Raw genomic sequence first — 24,547 nt, forward strand, 5'->3', positions numbered from 1 at the left:
CGCGGGATGAGAAAGCGATCGCATCATGGCTGAGCCGATCTATCGTCGCGTGGTGATCAAGCTGTCCGGCGAATATCTGGCCGGCTCCCACGGCTTCGGTATCGACCAACCGACGGTCGACCGCGTCGCCGACGACCTGATCGCGGCCCGCAAGCTCGGCATCGAGGTCGCCGTCGTGATCGGCGGCGGCAACATCGTCCGCGGCGTCGAGGTGTCCTCGCGCGGCGTGTCCCGGCCGACCGGCGACACCATGGGCATGCTTGCCACCATGATGAACTGCCTCGCGCTCGAGGCGGCGATCGAGCGCAAGGGGACCCCGGCGCGGACCTTGTCGGCATTCGTGATGCCGGAGATTTCCGAGCTGTTCACCCGTAGTGCGACGCACAAATATCTCGCCGAGGGACGCATCGTCCTGCTCGGCGGTGGAACCGGCAACCCGTTCTTCACCACCGATACCACCGCCGTGCTGCGCGCAGCCGAGATCGGCGCGCAGGCGGTGCTGAAAGCCACCAATGTCGACGGCGTCTACAGCGCCGATCCGAAGAAGGACCCCAAAGCCAAGCGCTTCGACCGCCTGACCCATTCGCAGGCGATCGAGGGGGGCTACAAGGTCATGGACGCGACCGCTTTCGCACTTGCCCGCGAGACGTCGCTGCCTATCATCGTGTTCTCGATCGCGGAGCCCGGTTCGATCGGTGCGATTCTGCGCGGTACCGGACACGGCACGGTCGTCGCCGGCTGATTGCCCCGCCTCCGGGTCCCGACTTTGGACCCGAGGGCGTCGACAGCCGGTTTCTAGTAAAGGGAGAAGCGTCATGGCCGCAGCTGGTTTTGACATCAACGACGTGAAGCGCCGCATGCAGGGCGCCACACAATCGCTCAAGCACGAGCTCGGCGGTCTGCGCACCGGCCGCGCCGCGGCCTCCATGCTGGAGCCGGTCCAGGTCGAGGCTTACGGCTCGCATATGCCGCTCAACCAGGTTGCGACCATCAGCGTGCCCGAGCCGCGCCTGCTCTCGGTGCAGGTCTGGGACAAGACGATGGTGAAGGCCGTGGAGAAAGCGATCGTCGACTCCAACCTCGGCCTTTCGCCGGCAACCGAAGGACAGGTGCTGCGCTTGCGGATTCCCGAACTCAACGAGGAACGCCGCAAGGAACTGGTCAAGGTCGCGCACAAATACGCGGAAGCGGCCAAGGTCGCGGTACGCCACGTGCGTCGCGACGGCCTCGACGTGATCAAGAAGCTCGAGAAGAATCACGAGATCTCCGAGGACGATCAGGAGCGCCTGTCGAACGAGGTGCAGAAGGCGACCGACGGCGTGATCGCCGAAGTCGATCAGCTGCTTGCCGCCAAGGAAAAGGAAATCCTGACGGTCTGAGGGCGCTACGGGAACGAGCCGATGTCGAACGCCGCCGCCCCAGCAACTGACGGACCGGATCGCTCCGGCAGTCCGTTGCATGTGGCTGTTATCATGGACGGCAACGGGCGCTGGGCCGCTTCGCGCGGCCTGCCGCGCGTCGAGGGCCATCGCCGCGGCGTCGAGGCGCTGCGCCGCGTGGTGCGTGCGGCCCATGAACTCGGCATCGTCTATCTCACGATCTTTTCGTTCAGCTCGGAAAACTGGTCGCGGCCGGCCAGCGAAATCGGCGATCTGTTCGGCCTGCTGCGCCGCTTCATCCGCAACGATCTGGCAACGCTGCATCGTGACGGCGTGCGGGTGCGCGTGATCGGCGAGCGCGCCGGACTCGACCCCGACATCTGCGCGCTGCTCAACGAGGCCGAGGAGCTGACGCGGAATAACGTCAAGCTCAACCTGGTGGTCGCCTTCAATTACGGCTCGCGGGCGGAGATCGCCGCGGCCGCGCGGCGCCTTGCGCGCGAGGTCGCCGAAGGCAAGCGCGACGCCAACACCATCGATGCCGATACGCTCGGGCAATATCTCGATGCACCCGACATTCCGGACCCCGATCTGATCATCCGCACCAGTGGTGAACAGCGGCTGTCCAACTTCCTGATGTGGCAGGCCGCCTACAGCGAGCTCGTGTTCGTGCCGATTCACTGGCCGGATTTCGACAAGGCGGCGCTGGAAGGCGCAATTGCGGAATACGGCAAGCGTGAGCGCCGGTTCGGCGGCCTCGCCGCGAAAACCGGCTCGTGAGCGAGCGCGAAGCCGCACCGGCGGCAGCAAGCGAGCCGACGCCGGCATCAAGCGAGCAGGGCTCGCGCAACCTTGCGATGCGCGTGGTTGCGGCGCTGGTGCTGGCGCCGGTCGCGATCGCGCTGGCCTATATTGGGGGCATCGCCTGGTCAGCATTGGTGACGCTGGCGGCGGTCGGATTGTTCGTGGAATGGCTCATGGTCACCGGGCTCGGGCGCCAATCTAGCGTCGCAGGGCTTGGTGTGACCGCATTGCTGATCTCTGGATATTACCTGATGTCCGGCCATCTCGATGCGGCCCCGCGTGTCGTCGTGGTGGGCGTGTTCGTCGTGGCGTTGGCCGCGGGTCTGCAGCGTAACTGGGCTTCTGCGGGATGGGCGATTGCGGGATTGCTCTATGCTGCGGCCGCCGAGATCGCATCGGTGCTGCTGCGTCTCGACACGGCGAAGGGCTTTGCCGCGCTGATGTTCGTGTTGCTGATCGTGTGGGTCACCGACATCGGCGGCTATTTCGCGGGCCGCAGCATCGGTGGGCCGAAGCTTTGGGTGCGCGTCAGCCCCAAGAAGACATGGGCTGGCGCGGCCGGCGGTTTCGTCGCGAGCTTGCTGGTTGCGGCCTGCTTTGCCGCCTTCGAGATCGGCACGGCCGGGCCGGTGCTGATGCTCGGAGCCGTGTTGTCGGTGGTCTCGCAACTTGGCGATCTGTTCGAATCTGCGGTGAAGCGGCGGTTCGGGGTGAAGGATTCGAGCCACATCATTCCCGGCCATGGCGGCCTTTTGGATCGCCTGGACGGATTTGTCGCGGCCGTCGTTGTGGCGGCGATTTTCGGCTTTCTCCGTGGTGGCGCCGATGGCGTCGGACGCGGTCTTATGGTTTGGTGATGAGATGAGCGCAGTTCCGTTGCGTAACAACAAGGCCGCGGCAGCATCCGCCGCGCGGTCCGTGACCGTCCTCGGTGCCACCGGCTCGATCGGCGACAGCACGATGGATCTGCTGCGTGGCGCGCGCGACCGTTACCGGGTCGAGGCGCTGACCGCGAACAGCAATGTCGAGGGACTGGCCAAGCTCGCCAAGGAGTTCGGCGCGCGGTTCGCCGCCATCGCCGATCCAGCGCGGCTTTCCGAATTGAAGGACGCCCTGGCCGGAACCCGGATCGAATGCGGGGCCGGGGAGAGCGCCATCATCGAGGCGGCCGCACGGCCGGCGGATTGGGTGATGGCGGCGGTCAGCGGCGCTGCCGGATTGAAGCCGGCACTTGCCGCGGTCGATCGCGGCGCAACCGTCGCGCTTGCCAACAAGGAGTGCCTGGTCTGTGCCGGCGACATCTTCATGGAGCGGGCCAAGAAGGCCGGCGCCTGCATCCTGCCGGCGGACTCCGAGCATAATGCGCTGTTCCAGGCGCTGGCGTCCGGCAATCGCGAGGAGCTGACGCGAGTGATCATCACGGCGTCCGGCGGGCCGTTCCGTACCTGGGCTCCCGCCGACATCGAGCAGGCGACGCTGGAACAGGCGCTCAAGCATCCGAATTGGAGCATGGGGCAGAAGATCACGATCGATTCCGCCTCGATGATGAACAAGGGCCTCGAGGTGATCGAGGCGTCCTATCTGTTCGCCCTGACGCCTGACGAGATCGACGTGCTGGTGCACCCGCAGTCGATCATCCACGGCATGGTCGAGTTCTCCGACCGCTCCGTGATGGCCCAGCTCGGCACGCCCGACATGCGGATCCCGATCGCGCATTGCCTCGGCTGGCCGGACCGGATCGTCGGCCCGTCCGCCAAGCTCGATCTCGCCAAGATCGGACAGCTCACCTTCGAGACACCGGACTTCCAGCGTTTCCCCGGGCTGCGGCTCGCTTACGAGGCGCTGCGGCTCGGGCATGGCGCGACGACGGTCTATAACGCCGCGAACGAGATCGCGGTCGCGGCGTTTATCGCCGGCAAGATCAAGTTCGGCGCGATCGCCCGGCTGGTCGAGGCGACCATGAACGATTGGATCAGGTCGGGGAATCAGCCACCACTGCACTCGGCGGATGATGCGATTTCCGTTGACCATATCGCGCGAAATAAAGCTGCCGCCCTATTGCCTCAAATTGCCTTAAAGGCAACCTAGAGGGTTGGGGACGGAGCCTATGGCTCTTGTCGAGGGGAATTCGAATGCCCGAGTATTTTCTTCATAGTATCAATGCGTTGAGCCATGGGCTCCTCGGCTATATCGTTCCCTTCCTCTTCGTCCTGACCATCGTTGTCTTCTTTCACGAGCTCGGCCATTTCCTGGTCGCGCGCTGGGCAGGCGTGAAGGTGCTGACGTTCTCGCTGGGGTTCGGGCCGGAGCTTGCCGGCTTCAACGACCGGCACGGCACACGCTGGAAGATCTCCGCGATCCCGCTCGGTGGTTACGTCAAGTTCTTCGGCGACGACAGCGAGGCGTCGACGCCCTCGACCGAGGCGCTCGCCGCCATGACGGCGGAGGAGCGCGAAGGCAGCTTCCATCACAAGTCGGTCGGCAAGCGCACCGCCATCGTCGCGGCCGGTCCCGTCGCGAACTTCATTCTCGGCGCCCTGATCTTCGCGGGTATGGCGCTCTATTACGGCAAGCCCAGCACGATCGCCCGGGTCGACGGACTGGTCGCCGAGAGCGTCGCTGCGAACGCAGGCTTCAGGGTCGGTGATGTCGTCGTCGATATCGACGGCAGCGCGATCCAGAGCTTCGCCGACATGCAGCGGATCGTAGCTTCGAATGCTGGTTCAGAGCTTGGCTTCAAGGTGAAGCGGGACGGCGCGATCGTCGCGCTGAAGGCGACGCCGGCGCTGAAGGAGGTCAAGGACCCCTTCGGTAATGCCCACCGAATCGGCGTGCTCGGAATCGAGCACAAGGCTCAGGTCGGCGAATCATCCAGCGCGCCGGTCGGCGTGCCGGAAGCCATGAAGATCGGTGTGGAGCAGGTTTGGTACATTATTTCGAGCACGTTCAAGTTCCTTGGCTCGCTGTTCGTCGGGACCGGCAATCCGGCCGAGGTGAGCGGGGTCATTGGAATCGCGAAGCTGTCGGGCCAGGCCGCGAGCGCCGGGTTCCAGTTCGTCGTCAATCTCTGCGCCATCCTCTCGGTCTCGATCGGGCTGTTGAATCTGTTCCCGATCCCGCTTTTGGATGGTGGACACCTCCTGTTCTACAGCGCGGAGGCGCTTCGTGGACGCCCGCTCTCGGAACGGACGCAGGAGGTGGGTTTCCGAATCGGGCTGGGTTTGGTTCTGATGCTGATGGTGTTTGCGACGTACAACGACATCCTCAGAATCGCTGGGTCCTGAAACGGGGCTTTTCTGTGGCGTTGCCAATGGGCAACGTCTTGGTATGAAAATGGAAATGTTCAGCTGTAGTAAGTTTGCCCCCTCGGCAAATTTGGCTACAAGCTGAGCGGCAGGTTGGGAATCTGTCGGGTCGTTGGGGAACGGTCCGGCATTGCTAAAGATAAGGGCGCGTTGCGCATGATGTTTGGAATGCGAGTGAGGGGGGGGCTGTTCGCCGCCTTGGTCATGTTCGCCGCGCCAGTGGCGGCCACCTTGGCGGCCGTTGCTGTCTCTGCGCCTGCGCAAGCGCAGACCGTTGATTCGATTACGGTGGAGGGGAACCGCCGTGTCGAGCTCGAAACCATCCGCTCCTACTTCCATCCCGGTCCGGGCGGTCGGCTGGGCCAGGCCCAGATCGATGACGGCCTCAAAGCGCTGATCGAGACCGGCCTGTTCCAGGACGTCCATATCGATCAGCGGGGCGGGCGCCTCGTCGTGGTCGTGGTCGAGAACCCGGTGATTGGCCGAGTTGCCTTCGAAGGCAACAAGAAGGTCAAGGACGAGCAGCTCACCGCCGAAGTCCAGTCCAAGCCGCGCGGCACCTTTTCGCGTCCGATGGTGCAGTCGGATGCCCTGCGCATCGCCGAAATCTACCGCCGCTCCGGCCGCTACGACGTGCGGGTCAATCCGCAGATCATTGAGCAGCCGAACAACCGCGTCGACCTGATCTTCGAGGTCAATGAGGGCGTGAAGACCGGTGTGCGGTCGATCGAGTTCATCGGCAACAATGCCTATTCGGCGTCCCGCCTGCGCGACGTCATCAAGACCCGCGAATCGAACCTCTTGAGCTTCCTCGGCGGCAATGACGTCTACGACCCCGACCGGGTCGAGGCCGACCGTGACCTGCTGCGCCGCTTCTACCTCAAGAACGGCTATGCCGACGTTCAGGTCGTGGCCGCGCTGACCGAATACGATCCCGACAAGAAGGGCTTCCTGGTTACCTTCAAGATCGAAGAGGGCCAGCAGTACCGCGTTGCGGCCGTCAACTATACGTCGTCGATCACGACGCTCGATCCGAACGCGCTGCGCTCGTTCTCGCGCGTCAACGTCGGCTCGCTCTACAATGCCGAGGCGCTGGAGAAGTCGGTCGAGGAGATGCAGATCGAGGCATCGCGCCGCGGCTACGCGTTCGCGGTGGTCCGGCCGCGCGGCGATCGCAATTTCGACAATCACACGGTGTCGATCACCTTCGCGATCGATGAAGGTCCGCGCACCTATATCGAGCGCATCAACATCCGCGGCAACAGCCGCACGCGCGACTACGTGATCCGCCGCGAATTCGATATCTCGGAAGGCGACGCCTACAACCGTGCGCTGGTCGACCGTGCCGAGCGCCGGCTGAAGAACCTCGACTTCTTCAAGACCGTGAAGATCACCACCGAGCCAGGGTCCTCCAGCGATCGCGTCATCCTGATCGTCGATCTCGAGGAAAAATCGACCGGCGACTTCTCGGTGTCGGGCGGCTACTCGACCACCGACGGCGCCCTGGCCGAGGTCAGCGTCTCCGAGCGCAACCTGCTCGGCCGCGGCCTGTTCGCGAAGGCGTCGGTGACCTACGGCCAGTATGCCCGCGGCTACTCGCTGTCGTTCGTCGAGCCCTATCTGCTCGACTACCGTGTCGCGCTCGGCCTCGATTTCTACCAGCGCCAGCAGCTGTCCAACAGCTACATCGCCTACGGCACCAAGACGCTCGGCTTCAGCCCGCGCCTTGGCTTCAGCCTGCGGGAAGATCTGTCGCTGCAGCTGCGCTACTCGATCTATCAGCAGGAAATCACCCTGCCGTCGACGCTGGCCAACTGTAACATGAACACCAGCAACGGCTTGCTGGCGTTCAACCCGTCGCCGGCCTGGGTGCAGGCGAACGGTGCGGCGGCCGCAAACGCGCTCGGCGCCACCGACGCCTCGGGCAATGGCCTGTGGTGCTACAGCGATGGCGAAGCCTCGCTGCCGGTCCGCAAGGAGCTGGCAGGCGGCAAGACCCTGACCTCGGCGCTGGGCTACACGCTCAACTACAACACGCTCGACAACAACAAGAACCCGACCGACGGTCTGATCATCGACTTCAAGCAGGACTTCGCCGGCGTTGGTGGCGACGTCAGCTACATCAAGAGCGCGATCGACGCGAAATACTACACCCCGCTGGTTTCGGACATCGTCGGCGTGATCCACGCCCAGGGCGGCATCCTGAACAAGCTGGGCAGCCAGGATCTGCGCATGCTGGATCACTTCCAGATGGGTCCGAACCTGGTCCGCGGCTTCGCGCCGAACGGCATTGGTCCGCGTGACATCAATCCCTATGGCACCCAGGACGCCATCGGCGGCACCAAGTATTGGGGCGTGTCGGCGGAACTGCAGATGCCGTTCTGGTTCCTGCCGAAGGAAGTCGGGCTCAAGGGCGCGGTCTATGCCGACGCCGGCGGCCTGTACGACTACCAGGGACCGACCTCGTGGACGCAAACTGGCGAAGTCAACACGCCTGGCTGTATCAAGCCGACGCAGAACCCGCCGTCTCCCGGCACCTGCCTTGGTCTGCAGTTTGACGACAGCAAGGTTGTCCGTACCTCGGTCGGTGTCGGTCTGATCTGGCAGTCGCCATTTGGTCCGCTGCGCTTCGACTACGCCGTGCCGCTGACCAAGGGTGCGTATGACCGCGTGCAAGAATTCCGGTTTGGCGGCGGTACGACGTTCTAACACCGCTGCTCGACCGGACTGCGACGGATGGAATGGCGCAGCCGAACTTCTACAAGAGTCCTCCTTCGTCATCGCTGGCTGAAATTGCCGCGCTGACGAAGGCGCAACTGGTCGACCCCGAGAGGGGGGCGCTTCAGATCAGGGGGCTGGCCTCGCTCGACGAGGCCGGCCCGATGCATCTCGCGTTTTTCGACAATCTCAAATACGCCGACCAGCTGGCCGCGACCAAGGCCGGTGCCTGCCTGGTCAGTCCGCGTTTCGAGGCGCAGGTGCCGAAGGGCACCGCCGTGCTGCGCGCAGCGAAACCGTTCCAGGTGTTCGTCGAGCTCGCCCGCGAATGGCACGCCGATGCGCTGCGGCCGCAATCCTGGTTCGGCACCGAGGGCATTGCCCCGTCGGCGATTATCGATCCGACCGCGCGCCTCGAGGACGGCGTCATCGTCGATCCGCTGGTCGTGATCGGCCCGCGGGTCGAGATCGGCTCCGGCACTATCGTCGGCGCCGGCGCGGTGATCGGCGCCGACGTCAAGATCGGCCGCGACTGCAATGTCGGCGCCAAGACCACCATTCAGTTCGCGCTGATCGGCAACAATGTGCTGATCCACCCGGCCTGCAATATCGGCCAGGACGGCTACGGCTTCATCTTCTTCGGGCCGGCAGGCCACGTGAAGGTGCCGCAGACCGGCCGCGTGGTGATCCAGAACAATGTCGAGGTCGGCGCTGCCTCGACCATCGACCGCGGTTCCCTGCGCGACACCGTGATCGGCGAGGGCACCAAAATCGACAACCAGGTCCAGATCGGCCACAATGTGACCATCGGCCGGCATTGCCTGCTCGCGGCCCAGATCGGGCTCGCCGGCAGTCTGACGATAGGCGACAATGTTGCGCTCGGCGCCAAGGTGGGCATCAACAACCACCTCAAGATCGGCGACGGCGCCCAGGTGACGGCGATGAGCGCGGTCAAGGACGACATTCCGGCCAATGGTCGCTGGGGCGGGCATTTCGCCAAGCCGACCAAGCAGTGGTTCAGGGAAATTATCGCGGTGGAGCGCCTGGTGCGCGACAACGAAGCCAAAGGCAAGGAACAGGAGTGATGGAGGAGGCACCGGTCAAATTCGAGCTCGTGGATATCAACGATATCCTGAAGACGCTCCCGCATCGCTTTCCGATGTTGCTGATCGACCGCGTGATCAAAATCCGCACCGACTACAGCGGCATCGGCATCAAGAACGTCACTTTCAACGAGCCGCCGTTCCAGGGGCATTTCCCGGATCGACCGGTTTATCCCGGCGTGATGATGATCGAGGCGATGGCGCAGACTGCCGGCGTGATCGGCATTAAATCGGTCGAGGGCACCGAGAAGCCGCGCGCGGTGTATTTCCTCACCATCGACAAGTGCAAGTTCAGGAAGCCGGTGATGCCCGGCGACACCATCGAGTACCACATGCGTTCGCTCGGCCGTCGCAAGACGATGTGGTGGTTTCACGGCGACGCCAAGGTCAACGGCCAGGTCGTCGCCGAGGCCGATGTCGGTGCGATGCTGACGGATTAGAGCAGAGTCAGCTCGCCGCCGTCACGACGTCCTGCAGGCATATCGGCCGTCCGCGCCGGCGATGCGCAGGACACGATTGAGGAAGACGCCCATCGATGGTGCGATCATCAGCGCGTCGTAGGTCTCCGTAGGCACGCCGCAATAGTGCTGGTAGCTGCCCCTGACCGCGACCAGCAGCGTGCGCTCGCTTGCGCTGTAGCAGACCCTCTGGACGATCGTGCTGCGGTTGATGTCGCGGCAGTCGAAGGTCGAGAGATCGACGCTCGTGCTGTTGCCGAGATCGACGGTCTCCGGCCCGATCGGCGCGAAGAACAGGCTGAGGATCAGCGCGGCGGCCCGGACCATGGATCGGTTGCGACCTTCTCGTTTGCAACAGGCCGTCATGATACGTCACTGGACAGGGCGGGCAAAGTCGCGCTAACGACCGCTCAAATCGACTGATACCACCTTGGCGCGATTAACGAATTCCGGACCGTAACGACATGAGCATGATCGACCCCACTGCGCGGATTGCGGATGGCGCTGTGATCGGGGCCGGCACCGAGATCGGTCCGTACTGCATCATCGGCCCCAATGTCGTGCTCGGCGAGAACTGCAAGCTGATCGCGCATGTCACGGTCAGCGGACATACGAAGATTGGCGCCGGCTGCGTCATCTCGCCGTTTGCCGCGCTCGGCGGGCCGCCGCAGGATCTCAGCTATCGCGGCGAGCCGACCCGTCTCGAAGTCGGCGAAGCCTGTACGATCCGCGAAGGCGTGACAATGAACGTCGGCACGATCAAGGGCGGCGGGCTCACCCGCGTCGGCGATCGCGGCTTCTTCATGAACAACAGCCATGTCGGCCATGACTGCATGGTCGGCAATGGCGTGATCTTCGCGACGTCGGCAACGCTCGGCGGCCACTGCGAGATCGGCGACTTCGTCTATATCGGCGGTCTGTCGGCGGTGCACCAGTTCACCCGCGTCGGCCCGCAGGTGATGATCGGCGGCGTCTGCGGCGTGCGCGGCGACATCATCCCGTTCGGGCTCGCCAACGGTCAGTACGCAGTGCTCGAAGGGCTCAACATCATCGGCATGCGGCGGCGCCAGTTCACCAAGGCGCGGCTGGCGACGGTGCGTGCGTTCTACCAAAAGCTGTTCCACGGCCCCGGCATCTTCGCCGAGCGACTGGCTGCGGTGCAGCCGCTGGCGGGTGAGGATCCTGCGATCGCGGAAATCCTCGCCTTCATCGAGGGCGGCAAGCTCCGGCCGCTCTGTCTTCCCGCCGACGCCAATTGAGCAGGGGATGGCCGCCAGCATGACGTCAGCGGCTCCCTCGCTTTCCTCGCCGGTCGGCGTGATCGCCGGCGGCGGCGCCATGCCGTTCGCGGTCGCCGATCAGCTCACCGCGCGCGGCATTACGCCGGTGCTGTTCGCGCTGCGTGGCGCTTGCGATCCGGCGCGCGCGCAGCGGTTTCGTCATCGCTGGATCTCGGTCGGCCAACTCGGCCGCGCGACCCGGCTGTTCCGCGACGAAGGCTGCCGCGACCTGATCTTCATCGGCACCCTGGTGCGTCCCGCGTTGTCGGAGATCCGGCTCGACTGGGGCACGCTGCGTTTGCTCGGCCACGTCGTGCGCGCGTTTCGCGGCGGCGACGATCATCTGCTGTCGAGCGTCGGCCGCATCCTCGAGCAGCAGGGATTCCGCATGGTCGGGATCAAGGACGTCGCGCCCGATCTCCTGATGCCCGAGGGCGCCGTGACGCGCACGACGCCGGACTCGAGCGCACTCGCCGACATCGCGCGCGGACGCGGCGTGCTCGATGCGCTCGGCCCGTTCGACATCGGTCAGGCGGCGGTGGTGATCGACGGTCACGTGGTGGCGGTCGAGGACATCGAGGGCACCGACGGACTGCTGGCGCGGGTGGCGCGGCTGCGCGCCGAGGGCCGCATCCGCGCCAGGGCCGGCCGCGGCGTGCTGGTGAAGGCGCCGAAGAGCAAGCAGGATCTGCGCTTCGATTTGCCGACCATCGGCCCGCGCACGGTCGAGGGCGCGGCGGCGGCAGGCATTGCCGGCATCGCCGTGATCGCCGGCAACACGCTCGCCGCAGAGCCGCAGGCCTTGATCGAGGCCGCCGATGCCAAGGGTCTGTTTGTCATCGGACTGGCGGGCTGATGCAGGCGAATAGTCCCAGCAGCGGCCGCAAGATTTTCCTCATCGCGACCGAGGAGTCCGGTGATCGCCTCGGCGCGGCACTGATGAAGGTGCTGCGCCAGCGTCTCGGCGATGCCGTGCAGTTTTCCGGCGTCGGCGGCCGGCAGATGACGGGCGAGGGCATCGACCCACTGTTTCCGATCGAGGAGCTCTCGATCATCGGCTTTGCCGCCGTCGTGAAGCAATTGCCCAAGATCCTGCGATTGATCCGGCGCACGACCGACGCGGTGCTCGCCGATGCTCCTGACATGCTCGTCATCATTGACAGCCCCGACTTCACCCACCGCGTCGCCCGCCGTGTCCGCGCGCGCAACCCGAACATTCAGATCGTCGACTACGTATCGCCCTCGGTCTGGGCGTGGCGACCGGGCCGGGCGCGCGCGATGCGAGGCTATGTCGATCACGTGCTCGCGCTGCTGCCGTTCGAACCGGAGGAATATCGCAAGCTGCAGGGACCGCCGTGCAGCTATGTCGGACATCCCTTGACCGAGCAACTTACTTCGCTGCGGCCGAACGAGGAGGAACAGAAGCGGCGCGATGCGCAGCCGCCGGTCCTGCTGGTGCTGCCCGGGAGCCGGCGCAGCGAGATCAGGCATCATCTGGCGTTGTTCGGCGCGGCGCTCGGCCAGCTCAACAAGCAAACCCCGTTCGAGCTCGTGCTTCCGACCATGCCGCATCTCGAGGCCATGGTGCGCGAGGGTGTCGCGTCATGGCCCGTCGTGCCGCGGCTCGCCGTCGGCGAGATCGAGAAGCGCGCCGCATTCCGCGTGGCCCGCGCGGCACTCGCAAAGTCGGGCACGGTGACGCTGGAGCTCGCGCTGTCGGGCATTCCGATGGTGACGGCCTATCGCGTCGGCGCTGCGGAGGCGTTCATCCTGCGCCGTGCGATCCGGGTGTCGTCGGTGATCCTCGCCAATCTCGTGATCGGCAGCGACATCATTCCAGAGTTCCTGCAGGAGAACTGCACGCCGGACAAGCTCGCGCACGCGTTGGGTGATGTCCTTGCGGATACGCCTGACCGTCTGCGGCAGCTCGTGGCGTTCGCGACGATGGACGGGAAGATGTCGACCGGCGACCAGCCGCCGAGCGTCCGCGCCGCCGAAATTGTGCTCGCGGAAATGAGCCGGCGTTCAGCCTAGTCATTCGCTCCCCTGTCGTTCGGCGGCGGAATACGGCCGCAACGGTTCCGCTTGCTTCAGATATTTAGATTGCGCTAATATTAGCGTAATCTAATATTAAATGGGGAGAGCCGCCATGAAGATCGATCCTGTCGCCTATGTCGGAGCCGTCGTTCGCGAAGTCGCGGTCAGGGAGCGCGACGGCAAGCCGGCGCGGGCTGTCATTGCGACCCGCAGCTACCACACCGACATCGCCGATCTCTGGGATGCGCTGAGCAATCCCGAGCGCATTCCGCGCTGGTTCCTGCCGATCTCCGGCGATCTCAGGCTTGGCGGCCGTTATCAGTTCCAGGGCCAGGCGGGCGGGGAAATCACGACGTGCGAGCCGCCGCGCCGGCTCGCCGTGACGTGGGAGGCGATGGGTGCCGTCAGCTGGGTCACCGTGACCCTGGCTGACGATCCCGCCGGCGGCACGCGGCTCGAGCTGGAGCACCTTTCGCTGATCGAGGGCGACTTCTGGGATCGTTATGGATCCGGCGCGGTCGGCGTCGGCTGGGACCTCGCTCTGATCGGGCTCGCGCTCTATATCGCGGCAGGCCCTTGCGCGCAGTTTGACCGGGCGGCCGCAGCGGCGTGGCCCGGTTCCGAGGATGGCAAGGATTTCATCCGTCGCAGCAGCGCGGACTGGTGCAGGGCCTCGATCAAGGCGGGAACCGACGAGGCGGCGGCACGCCGGGCCGGGGCCAACACGACGGCGTTCTATTGCGGCGAGCCCGAGCCGGGCGGTGGAGGCTAGCAACCGTGCACGCCTTCGACATCCTCGGCGATCCCGTCCGCCGGTGCATCCTGGAACTGCTGGCGACCGGCGAGCACAGTTCGGGCGATGTCGTCGCCGTCGTGCAGCGCGAATTCGGCATCACCCAATCGGCGGTCTCGCAGCAGCTGCGGATCCTGCGCGATGCCGGTTTCGCGTCGGTGCGCGCCGACGGCACGCGCCGCATCTATGCGGCGGAGCCGGCGCGGCTGCGCGAGGTCGACGACTGGCTCGACCGGTTCAGGGCGTTCTGGCTACCGCGTCTGGATGCGCTCGCGACCGAAGTCGCGCGCGGCAAACGAAAACGGCGCCATCGGGAATGATGGCGCCGTCTCGAACTTGTCAGATATGACGCTTACTTGCGCTTGTCGATCGTCACGTAGTCGCGGCGCGCCACGCCGGTGTAGAGCTGGCGCGGACGGCCGATCTTCTGCTGCGGATCCTCGATCATCTCGCTCCACTGGCTGATCCAGCCGACGGTGCGTGCGACCGCGAACAGCACGGTGAACATCGAGGTCGGGAAGCCCATCGCCTTCAGCGTGATGCCCGAATAGAAGTCAACGTTCGGGTAGAGCTTGCGGTCGATGAAGTAGGGATCGCTGAGCGCGATCTTCTCGAGCTCGAGCGCGACCTTCAGCATCGGGTCATCGCCATGGCCGGTCTCGGCCAGCACCGCGTGACACATCTTCTGCATGATCTTGGCGCGCGGATCGTAGTTCTTGTAGACGCGGTGACCGAAGCCCATCAGGCGAACTTCGCTGTTCTTGTCCTTCACCTTGGCGATGAACTCGGGGATCTTGTCGACCGTTCCGATCGAGGACAGCATCGCGAGCGCCGCTTCATTGGCGCCGCCATGAGCCGGGCCCCATAGGCAGGCGATGCCGGCCGCGATGCAGGCGAACGGGTTGGCGCCGGAGGAGCCGGCGATGCGCACCGTCGAGGTCGACGCGTTCTGCTCGTGGTCGGCATGCAGGATGAAGATCTTGTCGAGCGCGTCGGCGAGCACCGGGTTGATCTTGTAGTCCTCGCACGGCACCGCGAAGCACATCTGCAGGAAGTTCTCGGCGAAGGAGAGCGAGTTCTTCGGATACACGAAGGGCTGGCCGATGGTGTATTTGTAGGCCATCGCCGCCAGCGTCGGCACCTTCGCGATCATCCGCATCGAGGCGATCATCCGCTGCTTCGGATCGTTGATGTCGGTGGAGTCGTGGTAGAACGCGGCGAGCGCGCCGACCGCAGCAACCATGATCGCCATCGGGTGCGCGTCACGGCGGAAGCCCTGGAAGAAGCGCGCCATCTGCTCGTGCACCATGGTGTGGTGGATCACGCGATGGTCGAAATCCTTCTTCTGCGCCGGGGTCGGAAGCTCCCCGTACAGCAGCAGGTAGCAGGTCTCGAGGAAATCGCCGTGCTCGGCGAGCTGCTCGATCGGGTAGCCGCGGTATTCGAGGATACCGGCGTCGCCGTCGATATAGGTAATCTTCGACTGGCAGCTGCCGGTCGAGGTGAAGCCGGGATCGTAGGTGAACACCCCAGCCTGGCCGTAGAGCTTGCCGATGTCGATGACATCAGGCCCAACCGTGCCGCTCAGGATCGGGAAATCGTAGTTCTTGTTGCCAATGGTGAGTGTGGCTGTCTTGCTGGATTTTGCGTCCATCGTGATATCCCCGATGAAATCGTTGCGAAAACCGACCTTGCCCAGTCGCTAATTTGCGGCCCATGGCGGGGCGGAACGGCTTGTTGAGAAGGCGTCCGGGGATGGGTAGCTCATTGCAATGTGCGCTGCAAGATGGACCCTGGAGGGGGTCCATGCAGGATCACATCGCCTGATCGGCGAGACGGGCGAGACACTCCTGGCGTCCCAGCACGGCCAGCACGTCGAATATGCCCGGCGACGTCGTCCGTCCCGTCAGTGCCACCCGCAGCGGCTGGGCAACCGCGCCGAGTTTCAGATTGTTCTGCTCGGCGAAATTCCGCATGGCGGTCTCGGTGGTCTCCGCCGTCCAGTCGTTGACGGCTTCCAGCGCGGTGCGCAGCCGGCCGATCAGCGCGCGCGTTTCCGGCGTGAGTAGCGCGGTCGCTTTCGGATCGAGCTCAAGCGGCCGATCGGCGAAAATGAAGTAGGCGCCGGCGATCAGTTCGATCAGCGTCTTGGCGCGCTCCTTCAGGCTCGGCATCGCGCGCAGCAATTGCGCGCGGGTGGAGTCATTGAGCTTGGCCTTCAGCGCGGCGCCCTCAGGAACATAATCCAGCACGTTCTCGAACTGGGTCACGAGGGATTGATCGTCGCTCTGCCGGATATAGTGCCCGTTGAGGTTCTCCAGCTTGGCGAAATCGAACCGCGCCGCCGAGCGGCCGATGCCGGAGAGATCGAACGCGTCGATCATCTCCTGCGTCGAGAAGATCTCCTGGTCGCCGTGGCTCCAGCCGAGCCGGACGAGATAGTTGCGCAAGGCGGCCGGCAGATAGCCGAGCGCGCGGTAGGCATCGACGCCGAGCGCGCCATGGCGCTTCGACAGCTTCGAGCCGTCGGGTCCGTGGATCAGCGGAATGTGGGACATGCTCGGCAGCTCCCACTCCAGCGCGTCGTAGATCTGCTTCTGACGCGCGGCGTTGATCAGGTGGTCGTCGCCGCGGATGATGTGGGTGACGCCCATGTCGTGGTCGTCGACCACGACCGCGAGCATGTAGGTCGGGGTGCCGTCGCCGCGCAGCAGGACGAGGTCGTCGAGATTTTCGTTCTGCCAGACCACGCGGCCCTGGACCTGATCCTCGATCACGGTCTCGCCGGTCTGCGGTGCCTTGAGGCGAATGGTCGGCTTGACGTCGGAAGGCGCGGTGGCCGGATCGCGGTCACGCCACATGCCGTCATAGAGGCGGGTGCGGCCCTCGGCGCGCGCCTTCTCCCGCATCGCGGCCAGCTCCTCCGGCGTGGCGTAGCAGTAATAGGCCCGCCCGGCGGCGAGCAGGCTCTCGGCGACCTCGCGATGGCGTGCGGCGCGGCTGAACTGGTAGATGACGTCGCCGTCCCAATCGAGCTCGAGCCATTTCAGGCCGTCCAGGATGGCGTCGATCGCCGCCTCGGTCGAGCGTTCGCGGTCGGTATCCTCGATCCGGAGCAGCATCTTGCCGCCGAGCTTCCTGGCATAGAGCCAGTTGAACAGCGCGGTGCGGGCGCCTCCGATATGAAGGAAGCCGGTCGGCGAGGGGGCGAAGCGGGTAACGACGGAATTGGTCATGATCGATTGCGACGTATGCTGGAATGGGCGGTGGTGTATATCAGGAACCGGACATAACTAAAGCCCCGGCTGACCTTTTGCCGCCCAAACCAGGCTCTGAAAGCAGGCTTGGCCGGACGGCGCGAATTTGGCAGAAGGTTAAGCTTAATCCTCTAGGGAACCATTTGATGACGACTGACACGACGGCAGAGGCAGGGCGCGACTTCATCCGCGACATCGTCCAGGCCGATCTCTCCTCCCACAAGCACAACCGGATCGTGACCCGCTTCCCGCCGGAGCCGAACGGCTACCTGCACATCGGCCACGCCAAGTCGATCGCCCTGAATTTCGGCATCGCGCAGGAATTCGGCGGTCAGTGCAATCTGCGCTTCGACGACACCAATCCGACCAAGGAGGAGCAGGAGTACATCGACTCGATCCAGGCCGACGTGCATTGGCTCGGCTACGATTGGGGCAATAACCTCTTCTTTGCGTCGGACTATTTCGAGCGCCTGTACGATTGGGCCGAGGGCCTGATCAAGGCGGGTCATGCCTATGTCGACGATCAGTCGCAGGAGGAGATCCGCACGTCCCGCGGCACGTTGACCGAGCCCGGCAGGAACTCGCCGTTCCGCGACCGCACAGTCGAGGAAAACCTCGACCTGTTCCGCCGCATGAAGGCCGGCGAGTTCGCGAACGGCGCCCGCGTGCTGCGTGCCAAGATCGACATGGCCGCCGGCAACATCAACCTGCGCGATCCCGTGCTGTATCGCATCCTGCACGCGCACCATCCGCGCACCGGCGACAAATGGTCGATCTATCCGAGCTACGACTACGCGCACGGCCAGTCGGACGCGATCGAGGGCATCACCCATTCGATCTGCACGCTGGAGTTCGAGGATCACCGTCCCCTCTATGAGTGGCTGCTCGACAAGCTGCCGGTGCCCTCGAAGCCGCGTCAGTACGAGATGGCGCGGCTCAATCTGACCTACACGCTGCTGTCCAAGCGCGTGCTGACCCAGCTTGTCCGCGACGGGCACGTCTCGGGCTGGGACGATCCGCGGATGCCGACCGTCGCCGGCCTGAAGCGGCGCGGCGTGCCGCCGGCAGCGGTGCGCGAGTTCATCAAGCGCATCGGCGTTGCCAAGGCCAACAGCGTGGTCGATGTCGGCATGCTCGAATTCTGCATCCGCGAGGAGCTGAACCGAACGTCGCTGCGCCGCATGGCGGTGCTGCGGCCGCTCAAGGTCGTGATCGAGAACTATCCGGAAGGTCAGGTCGAGGAGATCGAGGCGATCAACCATCCCGACAATCCGGAAGCCGGCACCCGCAAGATCGCGTTCGGCCGCGAGCTATATATCGAGCGCGACGACTTCATGGAGAACCCGCCGAAGAAGTTCTTCCGTCTCTCGCCCGGCAATGAGGTGCGGCTGCGCTATGCCTATTTCATCAAGTGCACCGGTGTGGTGAAGAACGACGCCGGCGAGATCGTCGAGCTCCGCGCGACCTACGATCCCTTAACCAAGGGCGGCAACGCGCCCGATGGCCGGAAGGTGAAGGCGACGATGCACTGGTTGCCGGCGGCGCAGTCGAAGCCGGCAGAGATCCGCATCTATAATCAGCTGTTCGCCAACCCGAGCCCGAACGCCGCCGATTTCGCCGCCGATCTCAACCCGCAGTCGCTGGAAGTGCTGAGCGATGCGCGGGTCGAGCCTGCGATCGCCGAGAGCAATTCGCCAGAGGCGATGCAGTTCGAGCGGCAGGGCTATTTCGTCCGCGATGCGGATTCGACGCCGGACCGGCTGGTGTTCAACCGCACCATCGGCCTGCGCGACACCTTCGCCAAGGAAGTCGGCGGCAAGCCTTAGCGTAAATCCGGCGCGGACAACGGACGGAGGCGATCGATGCCTGATGAAGCCGACGATGTCGCGTCCGCCATCATCGCAAGATGGTCCGCAGGTTTCGGCAAGCTCGATGCGGATACGCTTGCTGCGCTCTACTCGCAGCACGCGTTCTTCTTCGGCTCGAACCCGAAGCTCTATCGCGGCCGCGACGGCGTGAAGGCCTATTTCAACGGCCTGCCACGCTGGCAGGCGCCGCGCGTGCTGTTCAGCGAGGTCAGGACGGAGCGGGTCAATGACAGCCTGGTCAACATGGCGGCTATCGCATCGTTCTTCCTCGACGGCGACGCACCCTCGCTTACCGTCAAGATCACCTGGGTGATCGCGCGCGAGGACGGCGCCTGGAAGATCGCCTGCCATCACGTCTCGTCGCAGACGTCGCTGATCTAGCAGCTGCCAGAATATCGAAAACAACCCCATGCAAAGTAGCCGGCCGCCGCCGGCATTCGACACGGCAACTTGACACGTCGGGCAAATCAACGGTATTTTTCTATTATCCCGAAATTATTCAACGCGCGCCCGCAAGCTCTAGCCGCAGCTCGTGCTGCCGGATACCTTCGCGTTCCGGTTGTGTTCCGCTAGGCGGCCGACGGGGGCTTCCGCTAGCTTTGTAGCCCGGCAGGGATCGCAAGCGGAATGGCGGAGCAGGGCACGACGCCGGGCGGCAGACGCGGCTACGCGGGGACTTGGCCGCCGCGCGCGGCTGCGCCGGTCGGTGGCTACATTCCGGTGCGCACCAGCATCTGGCGGCCGCTCGTCGAGACGTTGCGGCAATGGGCGCGTGCGGAGGCGGGCGCCGGACGGCTGTTGCCGTGGGTGCCGGTGGCATTCGGCACCGGGATTGCGTTCTATTTCGCGGCCGAGCACGAGCCGGTGTTGTCCGTCGCGGCGTCAGTCGCGATCGCGCTCTGCCTGCTGGCACTGCTGCTGCGGCGGCGCCGGGTGTTTACCGCCGTGGTGATGCTGGCCGCGGTCGCGGCGGGCTTTGCGACGGCGACATGGAAGACCGCGCGGATCGCCCATGGGGTACTGGCGCGGCCAATATACTCCGTGGCGCTGACCGGCTTTGTCGAGACGCGCGATGTCAGGGAGAAGACCGACCGCTTCGTGCTGCGCGTCGTGTCGATGGAAAGCCAGCGCGAGGTGCCAAAACTCGAGCGCGTCAGGCTCTCGGTGAAGAAGGGCACCGCGCCTGAGGTCGGCAGCTTCGTCGAGTTGAAGGCGCGGCTGATGCCGCCGCTCGGACCGCAGCGGCCGGGCTCTTATGATTTCGGCCGCGATCTCTATTTCCAGGGTATTGGCGCATCCGGCTTCGCGATGGGCGCCGTCAAAACCAGGGAGCCGCCGGCGAGCGGCGGACTCGCGCTGCGTTACGCCGCCTTCATGCAGTGGCTGCGCGACGCCATCGACGCGCGGATCCGCACTACGCTGGACGGCGACCAGCGCGCGATCGCAACGGCACTGCTCACCGGCCGGCGCGATGCGATCACGACGCCGGTCAACGACGCGATGTTCATCTCGGGGCTCGGCCACGTGCTGTCGATTTCCGGCTACCACATGGCGGTGGTCGCGGGCGTCGTGTTCTTCACGATCCGCGCGCTGCTTGCGCTGTTTCCGGCGCTGACGGCCGGACACCCGATCAAGAAATGGGCGGCGGCGGCCGCGCTGGTCGCGGCGGCGTTCTACCTCCTGCTGTCGGGGGCGGAGGTCGCGACCCAGCGCTCGTTCTTCATGACCGCCGTGGTGCTGATCGCCGTGATCGTCGACCGCCGCGCGATCACCTTCCGCACGCTGGCGGTGGCGGCGCTGATCGTGCTCGCGATCGCGCCGGAAGCGCTGGTGCATCCGAGCTTCCAGAGCTTCGATGCGATCAGAGCATGTGCACGTTGTTTCGGATAAATATCTAGTAATCTCAATGGCCTGACGGTCTTGTGCCATTGACGGACCCAGAACAAAAACTGCTCAAAACCCGGCAAAATCCCCAGATTGGCGGCGCAGAGTCCCGGAAAAAGTCCCGGAATGGTTCCTGGTGTTCCGTGTGCGTTCAGGAGGCGCCGCCAAGGCCCTAGAACCGGCCTCCCATGCGCTGGCTGCTGAGGTGGCGCTTCCGCTGGGTAACCAGATTGAGCGCTCTGGAGCGCCGTCTAGCCATCGTGCAATCACGAAATATTACAAAAGCGACTGGGACAGCCAAAATGCTGAAAATCAGCTTGGTCAATGTTGTACGATACAAATAGCGATGCTGAGTCACCGGATCGAGTGGCGAGGCGCAATTCGCGCCTAAAGCACGATCGGCCCTTTAGCCGAGTGCACCGCCCGATAGGGCAGCCCCAACTGGGGAATCTCATCATTGAAAATCCTATCAATCCGCCCGTCGCCACCTGGCGGCAGCACGCTTGCGCGCTTTGACCTCGAACTGAACGGGCACCTGCGTCTCTACAACCTAGGCCTCCGCCAGCGCGGCAACGACCGCTGCTGGACTGTGGCTCCGAACGCGTTTCACGAGCGCACCGCCGCGTTCGGCGAGCAGTTCAACCGTGCAATTTCCGATCTGGCCCTCGCGGCCCTCATGGAGCTTCCTGCCGATGCCAGCGCCCACGTCTGAATCTGCCAGCCGGGGTGGCGGGTCTTTCGTCGCGACCCCGTTCGTTTGGACTGATCCAGCGACGTTGCCGCCCATCGGCATGACAGCTGACGGCCCTGCGCTAGAGGAAATCGACCCGAAGATTATAGGCTGGATGCGGCAGGCTATCGCTGCGCGTGAGATTATCGAATCCTCGTCCGCCCCGAAGCCGGCCAACGACAATAAGCAGGCCGACATTATCAAGATCATTGATCCCTCAGACTGGGAAGGCCAGCCGATCCCGGAGCGGCATTGGTATGTTGAAGGCCTAATCCCAAACGGGCAGGTGACTTTGCTCTCCGGTGACGGCGGGACAGGCAAAAGCCTGTTGGGATATCAGGTCGGCTTTGCCGGCGTACTAGGCATCGAAACCCTGGGCTTCAGGCCCGCAGAGGGCCGCGTCGTCTACTTTGCGGCGGAGGACGACGAGGGCGAACTAAAGCGGCGCGGCCACGACATCCTGACTGCTATGGGGCGCACTTTCGCTGACCTGAAAGGGGGCATGCGCGTCATTCCACTGGCGGGCAAGGATGCCGAACTGGTGTCCGAAAAGCGCCGAAGCCGTGAACTCGAACTTACAGCCCTCGCCCAACGGGTCACGGACCTATTGGCGGAGTTCCGGCCGAAGCTTCTTATTCTTGATACGGCAGCGGACGTGTTCGGCGGAGACGAAATCAACCGCAAGCAAGTTCGTTTCTTCGTGTCGATGCTGCGTCGCCTCGCGATGGAGTTCGACCTGGCCGTGCTTCTGCTGTCGCATCCATCTGTACAGGGCATGCAGTCTGGCACCGGCCTGTCGGGGTCAACGGCGTGGAATAACTCAGTGCGATCGCGGCTGTACTTCACCGCAGACAAGACCGATGAGGATCTGCGTCTGCTGAAGAACATGAAGGCGAACTATGGCAGGAAGGGTGCTGAGACCAAGCTTCGCTGGCATGAGGGCGCCTTCATTCTCGATGACGGCAAGCCTTCGGCGCAAGCCTCGTCGTTGGCTAACCATGCCGATGAGGTGTTTCTGAAGATGCTTTCCTCGATCAACGGAAGCGGCAGGCGGGTGTCGTCTTCAAGAAGCAGCGCATATGCGCCGACTGTTATGGCGACCCTGCCGGAACGCGAGGGTACAAATAAGAAGGCGCTGGAGGAGGCGATGGCAAGATTGTTTGCTGACAAGAAGATTGCAGTCGTCAAGGAAGGTCCGCCGTCAAAGCAGCGTGAGCGGTTGGTGGTGGTTGAGGACGAAGTCCGCCAGAAGCGGATGACGCCCAGCTAAGCCTCCCAACGGTCTTCCAACGCCCTGCCAACGGGTACCAACGGGGTGTTCGTTCCAACCCCCTTATACCCCCACCGTTGGGATGGAAGCCCAACCCGGTCGGTAGGCCGGTTGGAATTCCACCCAGAAGCAACAGAGGCCGCGCAGACGGCCACCCATCACGTCACGAGAGACCCCATGCATCACGCAAACGACGACAATCAGCAGCTCAGCACGGACTCCGTAATCGAACTGCGCCCAAGCCCCGACGAACTGAACCGCATCCTGCACCAACGTTTCCCCGGCATGGGGCCAGCCCACGGTAGTCAATTGGACGAGGCTGCGCGGGCGACTTTCAACGCGGACTTCTCTAAGTGGTTGGGCTTGGACAACCGGTGGCATCCGTGCGGCGAGCAATATCGTCAGGCAAAGGGCTCTCGCCGCAAGCCCGCATCCAGGCCGACCCGACCGGTAGTCGTGGCCGATGAGCAGGACGTGGGCGCGCGCTATCGGCGCTACTCGCCTGGCGTGGCCGAGGGCGCGGAATTCCTGGTTGGTCGCACCGTTCCGGCTGTCGGTGGCAGGCTGCTGCAGATCGGCGAGGTCGAGGACGCCACGATAGCGTCGATTGACGTCGCGGCCGATACGTGGGCCGAGGTACCGTACAGGCCCAAGCGTGGACGCCCACCACGTCCGGCGAACGACAACGCGCCGCCTGTGCGGAGAGCGGCGTGAAGCGAAAACAAAAATAAATCGGTGGGACCGTATCCAATTGGGATGTTGATCCCGACGTGACGACTTAGGCACCGGTGCAGCCGGTGTCCGTTTTGCCGATAATCTCGAAATTTCAGGAATACGAAATGCGCAAATCCGAGTGCGTGAACTTGCTTGCGCGTCACTTGGGCGTGCGAGCCACCAGGCTCACGAGCCTGACTCAGCGTCTTGCTGAGGCCGAGTTATTGCCAACTGCATGCGGACCGCCATATCCCGATCTTGAGCCTGTTGAAATCGTCCGCATGCTGCTCGTTGGCATCTGTGACGAAGGCATTGGGGCTGCACCGAAGACGGTCGAGCGCTACTGCGGACTCCATTGCGGCACAATCGATTTAGAAACCGCGCTCGCTCACGCGCTCAGCCGACCTGAGAGTGTGTTGGCTGCGCATGCCAGCTTGAGGATCAGTACGGGCGACCACCCGCAGGCGATTCTTATCACCGTCTCGCCAGATGGATTGCGGGAACAGGTGTTCGGAGAGCCATCGTTCGGCAGCGTTGAGCGTATCGTTACTGTGTCGGGCAGTGCGCTCGCTGCCGTCTCTGACGAGATCAACCAACCCGCGCAGGCGGCATAACTGGAGACGAAGAATTTGCCAACCGGCACAATTTCGAGAGTTAGCTACCAGCACAATTTCGGAATCGTTCAGCCCGACGACAGCGGCCAGGATGTTTTGGTCAACCTCGACCAGCTTGAAGACGTCTTTCCAACCATCGGCCTGCGGCTCGCCTTCGATCTAGCTGGGCCGGCTGACCGGCCTTACGCGATCGGCGTAAGGCAGGCCGAAGACTAACCGCGCCTCGGCGCTCATCGGAGAACTACACACTTGGCTAAACAGAATAAACCAACCACCACGCTCGACAAGATCGGCGAGGTGAGCCCTCGTTACCGCGAATTGCTCCTTCGCCAG

General features: G+C 64.2%; 24 protein-coding genes and 1 pseudogene. 22 read left to right on the forward strand and 3 right to left on the reverse strand.

From position 1 onward, the window contains the following. Positions 1-25: 25 nt before the first annotated feature. From pyrH to fabZ, 9 genes are all read left to right on the forward strand, one after another. Positions 26-742, forward strand: coding sequence for a UMP kinase (gene pyrH / locus CO675_RS20065; protein WP_038385104.1), 717 nt, complete (start codon positions 26-28; stop codon positions 740-742). Between the two features lie 73 nt (positions 743-815). Further along, positions 816-1,379 carry a ribosome recycling factor gene (gene frr / locus CO675_RS20070; RefSeq protein ID WP_028334007.1) on the forward strand — a complete coding sequence of 188 codons (564 nt, stop codon included), beginning with the start codon at positions 816-818 and terminating at the stop codon, positions 1,377-1,379. Between the two features lie 21 nt (positions 1,380-1,400). Further along, entirely contained in the window at positions 1,401-2,159 is a 759-nt protein-coding gene (locus tag CO675_RS20075; protein ID WP_097673601.1) for an isoprenyl transferase, read from the forward strand. Beyond that, on the forward strand, positions 2,156-3,040 hold the full coding sequence (locus CO675_RS20080; protein ID WP_097673602.1) for a phosphatidate cytidylyltransferase: 885 nt from the start codon (positions 2,156-2,158) through the stop codon (positions 3,038-3,040). The genes CO675_RS20075 and CO675_RS20080 overlap by 4 nt, the downstream gene beginning before the upstream one ends. A 4-nt stretch (positions 3,041-3,044) precedes the next feature. Continuing rightward, on the forward strand, positions 3,045-4,271 hold the full coding sequence (gene dxr / locus CO675_RS20085; RefSeq protein ID WP_097673603.1) for a 1-deoxy-D-xylulose-5-phosphate reductoisomerase: 1,227 nt from the start codon (positions 3,045-3,047) through the stop codon (positions 4,269-4,271). 44 nt (positions 4,272-4,315) lie between these two features. Continuing rightward, the gene (rseP, locus tag CO675_RS20090; protein WP_097673604.1) at positions 4,316-5,467 is read left to right on the forward strand and encodes an RIP metalloprotease RseP; all 1,152 of its coding nucleotides are present in this window, start codon (positions 4,316-4,318) and stop codon (positions 5,465-5,467) included. Positions 5,468-5,644: 177 nt separating this feature from the next. Continuing rightward, positions 5,645-8,197 carry an outer membrane protein assembly factor BamA gene (gene bamA / locus CO675_RS20095; RefSeq protein WP_097673605.1) on the forward strand — a complete coding sequence of 851 codons (2,553 nt, stop codon included), beginning with the start codon at positions 5,645-5,647 and terminating at the stop codon, positions 8,195-8,197. Between the two features lie 32 nt (positions 8,198-8,229). Further along, positions 8,230-9,291, forward strand: coding sequence for a UDP-3-O-(3-hydroxymyristoyl)glucosamine N-acyltransferase (lpxD, locus tag CO675_RS20100; RefSeq protein WP_097673606.1), 1,062 nt, complete (start codon positions 8,230-8,232; stop codon positions 9,289-9,291). Further along, positions 9,291-9,749 (forward strand): 3-hydroxyacyl-ACP dehydratase FabZ, encoded by a 459-nt coding sequence (gene fabZ, locus CO675_RS20105; protein WP_016841580.1) that lies wholly within the window; start codon positions 9,291-9,293, stop codon positions 9,747-9,749. The genes lpxD and fabZ overlap by 1 nt, the downstream gene beginning before the upstream one ends. A 21-nt stretch (positions 9,750-9,770) precedes the next feature. Here the strand turns inward: fabZ and CO675_RS20110 are convergent, their stop codons facing one another. Beyond that, entirely contained in the window at positions 9,771-10,094 is a 324-nt protein-coding gene (locus CO675_RS20110) for a KTSC domain-containing protein (RefSeq protein WP_097673607.1), read from the reverse strand. A gap of 137 nt (positions 10,095-10,231) precedes the next feature. On the opposite strand from CO675_RS20110, the gene lpxA reads away from it, so the two are divergent. The 5 genes from lpxA to CO675_RS20135 all read left to right on the forward strand — a co-directional run bounded on the left by lpxA (position 10,232) and on the right by CO675_RS20135 (position 14,197). After that, on the forward strand, positions 10,232-11,026 hold the full coding sequence (gene lpxA, locus CO675_RS20115) for an acyl-ACP--UDP-N-acetylglucosamine O-acyltransferase (RefSeq protein ID WP_097673608.1): 795 nt from the start codon (positions 10,232-10,234) through the stop codon (positions 11,024-11,026). A gap of 19 nt (positions 11,027-11,045) precedes the next feature. Further along, entirely contained in the window at positions 11,046-11,903 is an 858-nt protein-coding gene (locus CO675_RS20120; protein WP_158231277.1) for an LpxI family protein, read from the forward strand. Continuing rightward, positions 11,903-13,081: a lipid-A-disaccharide synthase gene (gene lpxB, locus CO675_RS20125; protein WP_097673610.1), complete on the forward strand. Its 1,179-nt coding sequence runs from the start codon at positions 11,903-11,905 to the stop codon at positions 13,079-13,081. The genes CO675_RS20120 and lpxB overlap by 1 nt, the downstream gene beginning before the upstream one ends. Before the next feature lie 115 nt (positions 13,082-13,196). After that, the gene (locus CO675_RS20130; protein ID WP_097673611.1) at positions 13,197-13,856 is read left to right on the forward strand and encodes an SRPBCC family protein; all 660 of its coding nucleotides are present in this window, start codon (positions 13,197-13,199) and stop codon (positions 13,854-13,856) included. A 5-nt stretch (positions 13,857-13,861) separates the two neighbouring features. Continuing rightward, on the forward strand, positions 13,862-14,197 hold the full coding sequence (locus CO675_RS20135; protein ID WP_097673612.1) for an ArsR/SmtB family transcription factor: 336 nt from the start codon (positions 13,862-13,864) through the stop codon (positions 14,195-14,197). A gap of 32 nt (positions 14,198-14,229) precedes the next feature. Here CO675_RS20135 and gltA read toward each other — a convergent pair whose 3' ends face one another. After that, positions 14,230-15,531: a citrate synthase gene (gene gltA, locus CO675_RS20140; protein ID WP_050626394.1), complete on the reverse strand. Its 1,302-nt coding sequence runs from the start codon at positions 15,529-15,531 to the stop codon at positions 14,230-14,232. A gap of 160 nt (positions 15,532-15,691) precedes the next feature. After that, positions 15,692-17,113: a glutamate--tRNA ligase gene (gene gltX, locus CO675_RS20145; RefSeq protein WP_097673613.1), complete on the reverse strand. Its 1,422-nt coding sequence runs from the start codon at positions 17,111-17,113 to the stop codon at positions 15,692-15,694. 167 nt (positions 17,114-17,280) lie between these two features. Here gltX and CO675_RS20150 point away from each other — a divergent pair, with 167 nt between their 5' ends. From CO675_RS20150 to CO675_RS40025, 8 genes and pseudogenes are all read left to right on the forward strand, one after another. Beyond that, positions 17,281-18,960 (forward strand): glutamine--tRNA ligase/YqeY domain fusion protein, encoded by a 1,680-nt coding sequence (locus tag CO675_RS20150; RefSeq protein ID WP_097673646.1) that lies wholly within the window; start codon positions 17,281-17,283, stop codon positions 18,958-18,960. A gap of 36 nt (positions 18,961-18,996) precedes the next feature. Beyond that, positions 18,997-19,383 (forward strand): YybH family protein, encoded by a 387-nt coding sequence (locus tag CO675_RS20155; RefSeq protein ID WP_097673614.1) that lies wholly within the window; start codon positions 18,997-18,999, stop codon positions 19,381-19,383. Between the two features lie 246 nt (positions 19,384-19,629). Next, positions 19,630-20,850: pseudogene (locus CO675_RS20160) on the forward strand (ComEC/Rec2 family competence protein); the annotation flags it as partial. A gap of 493 nt (positions 20,851-21,343) precedes the next feature. Beyond that, positions 21,344-21,598, forward strand: coding sequence for a hypothetical protein (locus tag CO675_RS20165; protein ID WP_097673616.1), 255 nt, complete (start codon positions 21,344-21,346; stop codon positions 21,596-21,598). Then, entirely contained in the window at positions 21,579-22,886 is a 1,308-nt protein-coding gene (locus CO675_RS20170; protein ID WP_097673617.1) for an AAA family ATPase, read from the forward strand. Before CO675_RS20165 ends, CO675_RS20170 begins: the two co-directional genes overlap by 20 nt. Before the next feature lie 177 nt (positions 22,887-23,063). After that, positions 23,064-23,600, forward strand: coding sequence for a hypothetical protein (locus CO675_RS20175; protein WP_097673618.1), 537 nt, complete (start codon positions 23,064-23,066; stop codon positions 23,598-23,600). Between the two features lie 125 nt (positions 23,601-23,725). After that, on the forward strand, positions 23,726-24,214 hold the full coding sequence (locus tag CO675_RS20180) for a hypothetical protein (RefSeq protein WP_143279050.1): 489 nt from the start codon (positions 23,726-23,728) through the stop codon (positions 24,212-24,214). A gap of 15 nt (positions 24,215-24,229) precedes the next feature. Then, positions 24,230-24,430: a cold-shock protein gene (locus tag CO675_RS40025; protein ID WP_143279051.1), complete on the forward strand. Its 201-nt coding sequence runs from the start codon at positions 24,230-24,232 to the stop codon at positions 24,428-24,430. The last annotated feature ends 117 nt before the right edge of the window (positions 24,431-24,547 follow it).

Source organism: Bradyrhizobium sp. C9 (assembly GCF_002532045.1).
In the GTDB taxonomy this organism is placed as follows: Bacteria; Pseudomonadota; Alphaproteobacteria; order Rhizobiales; family Xanthobacteraceae; genus Bradyrhizobium.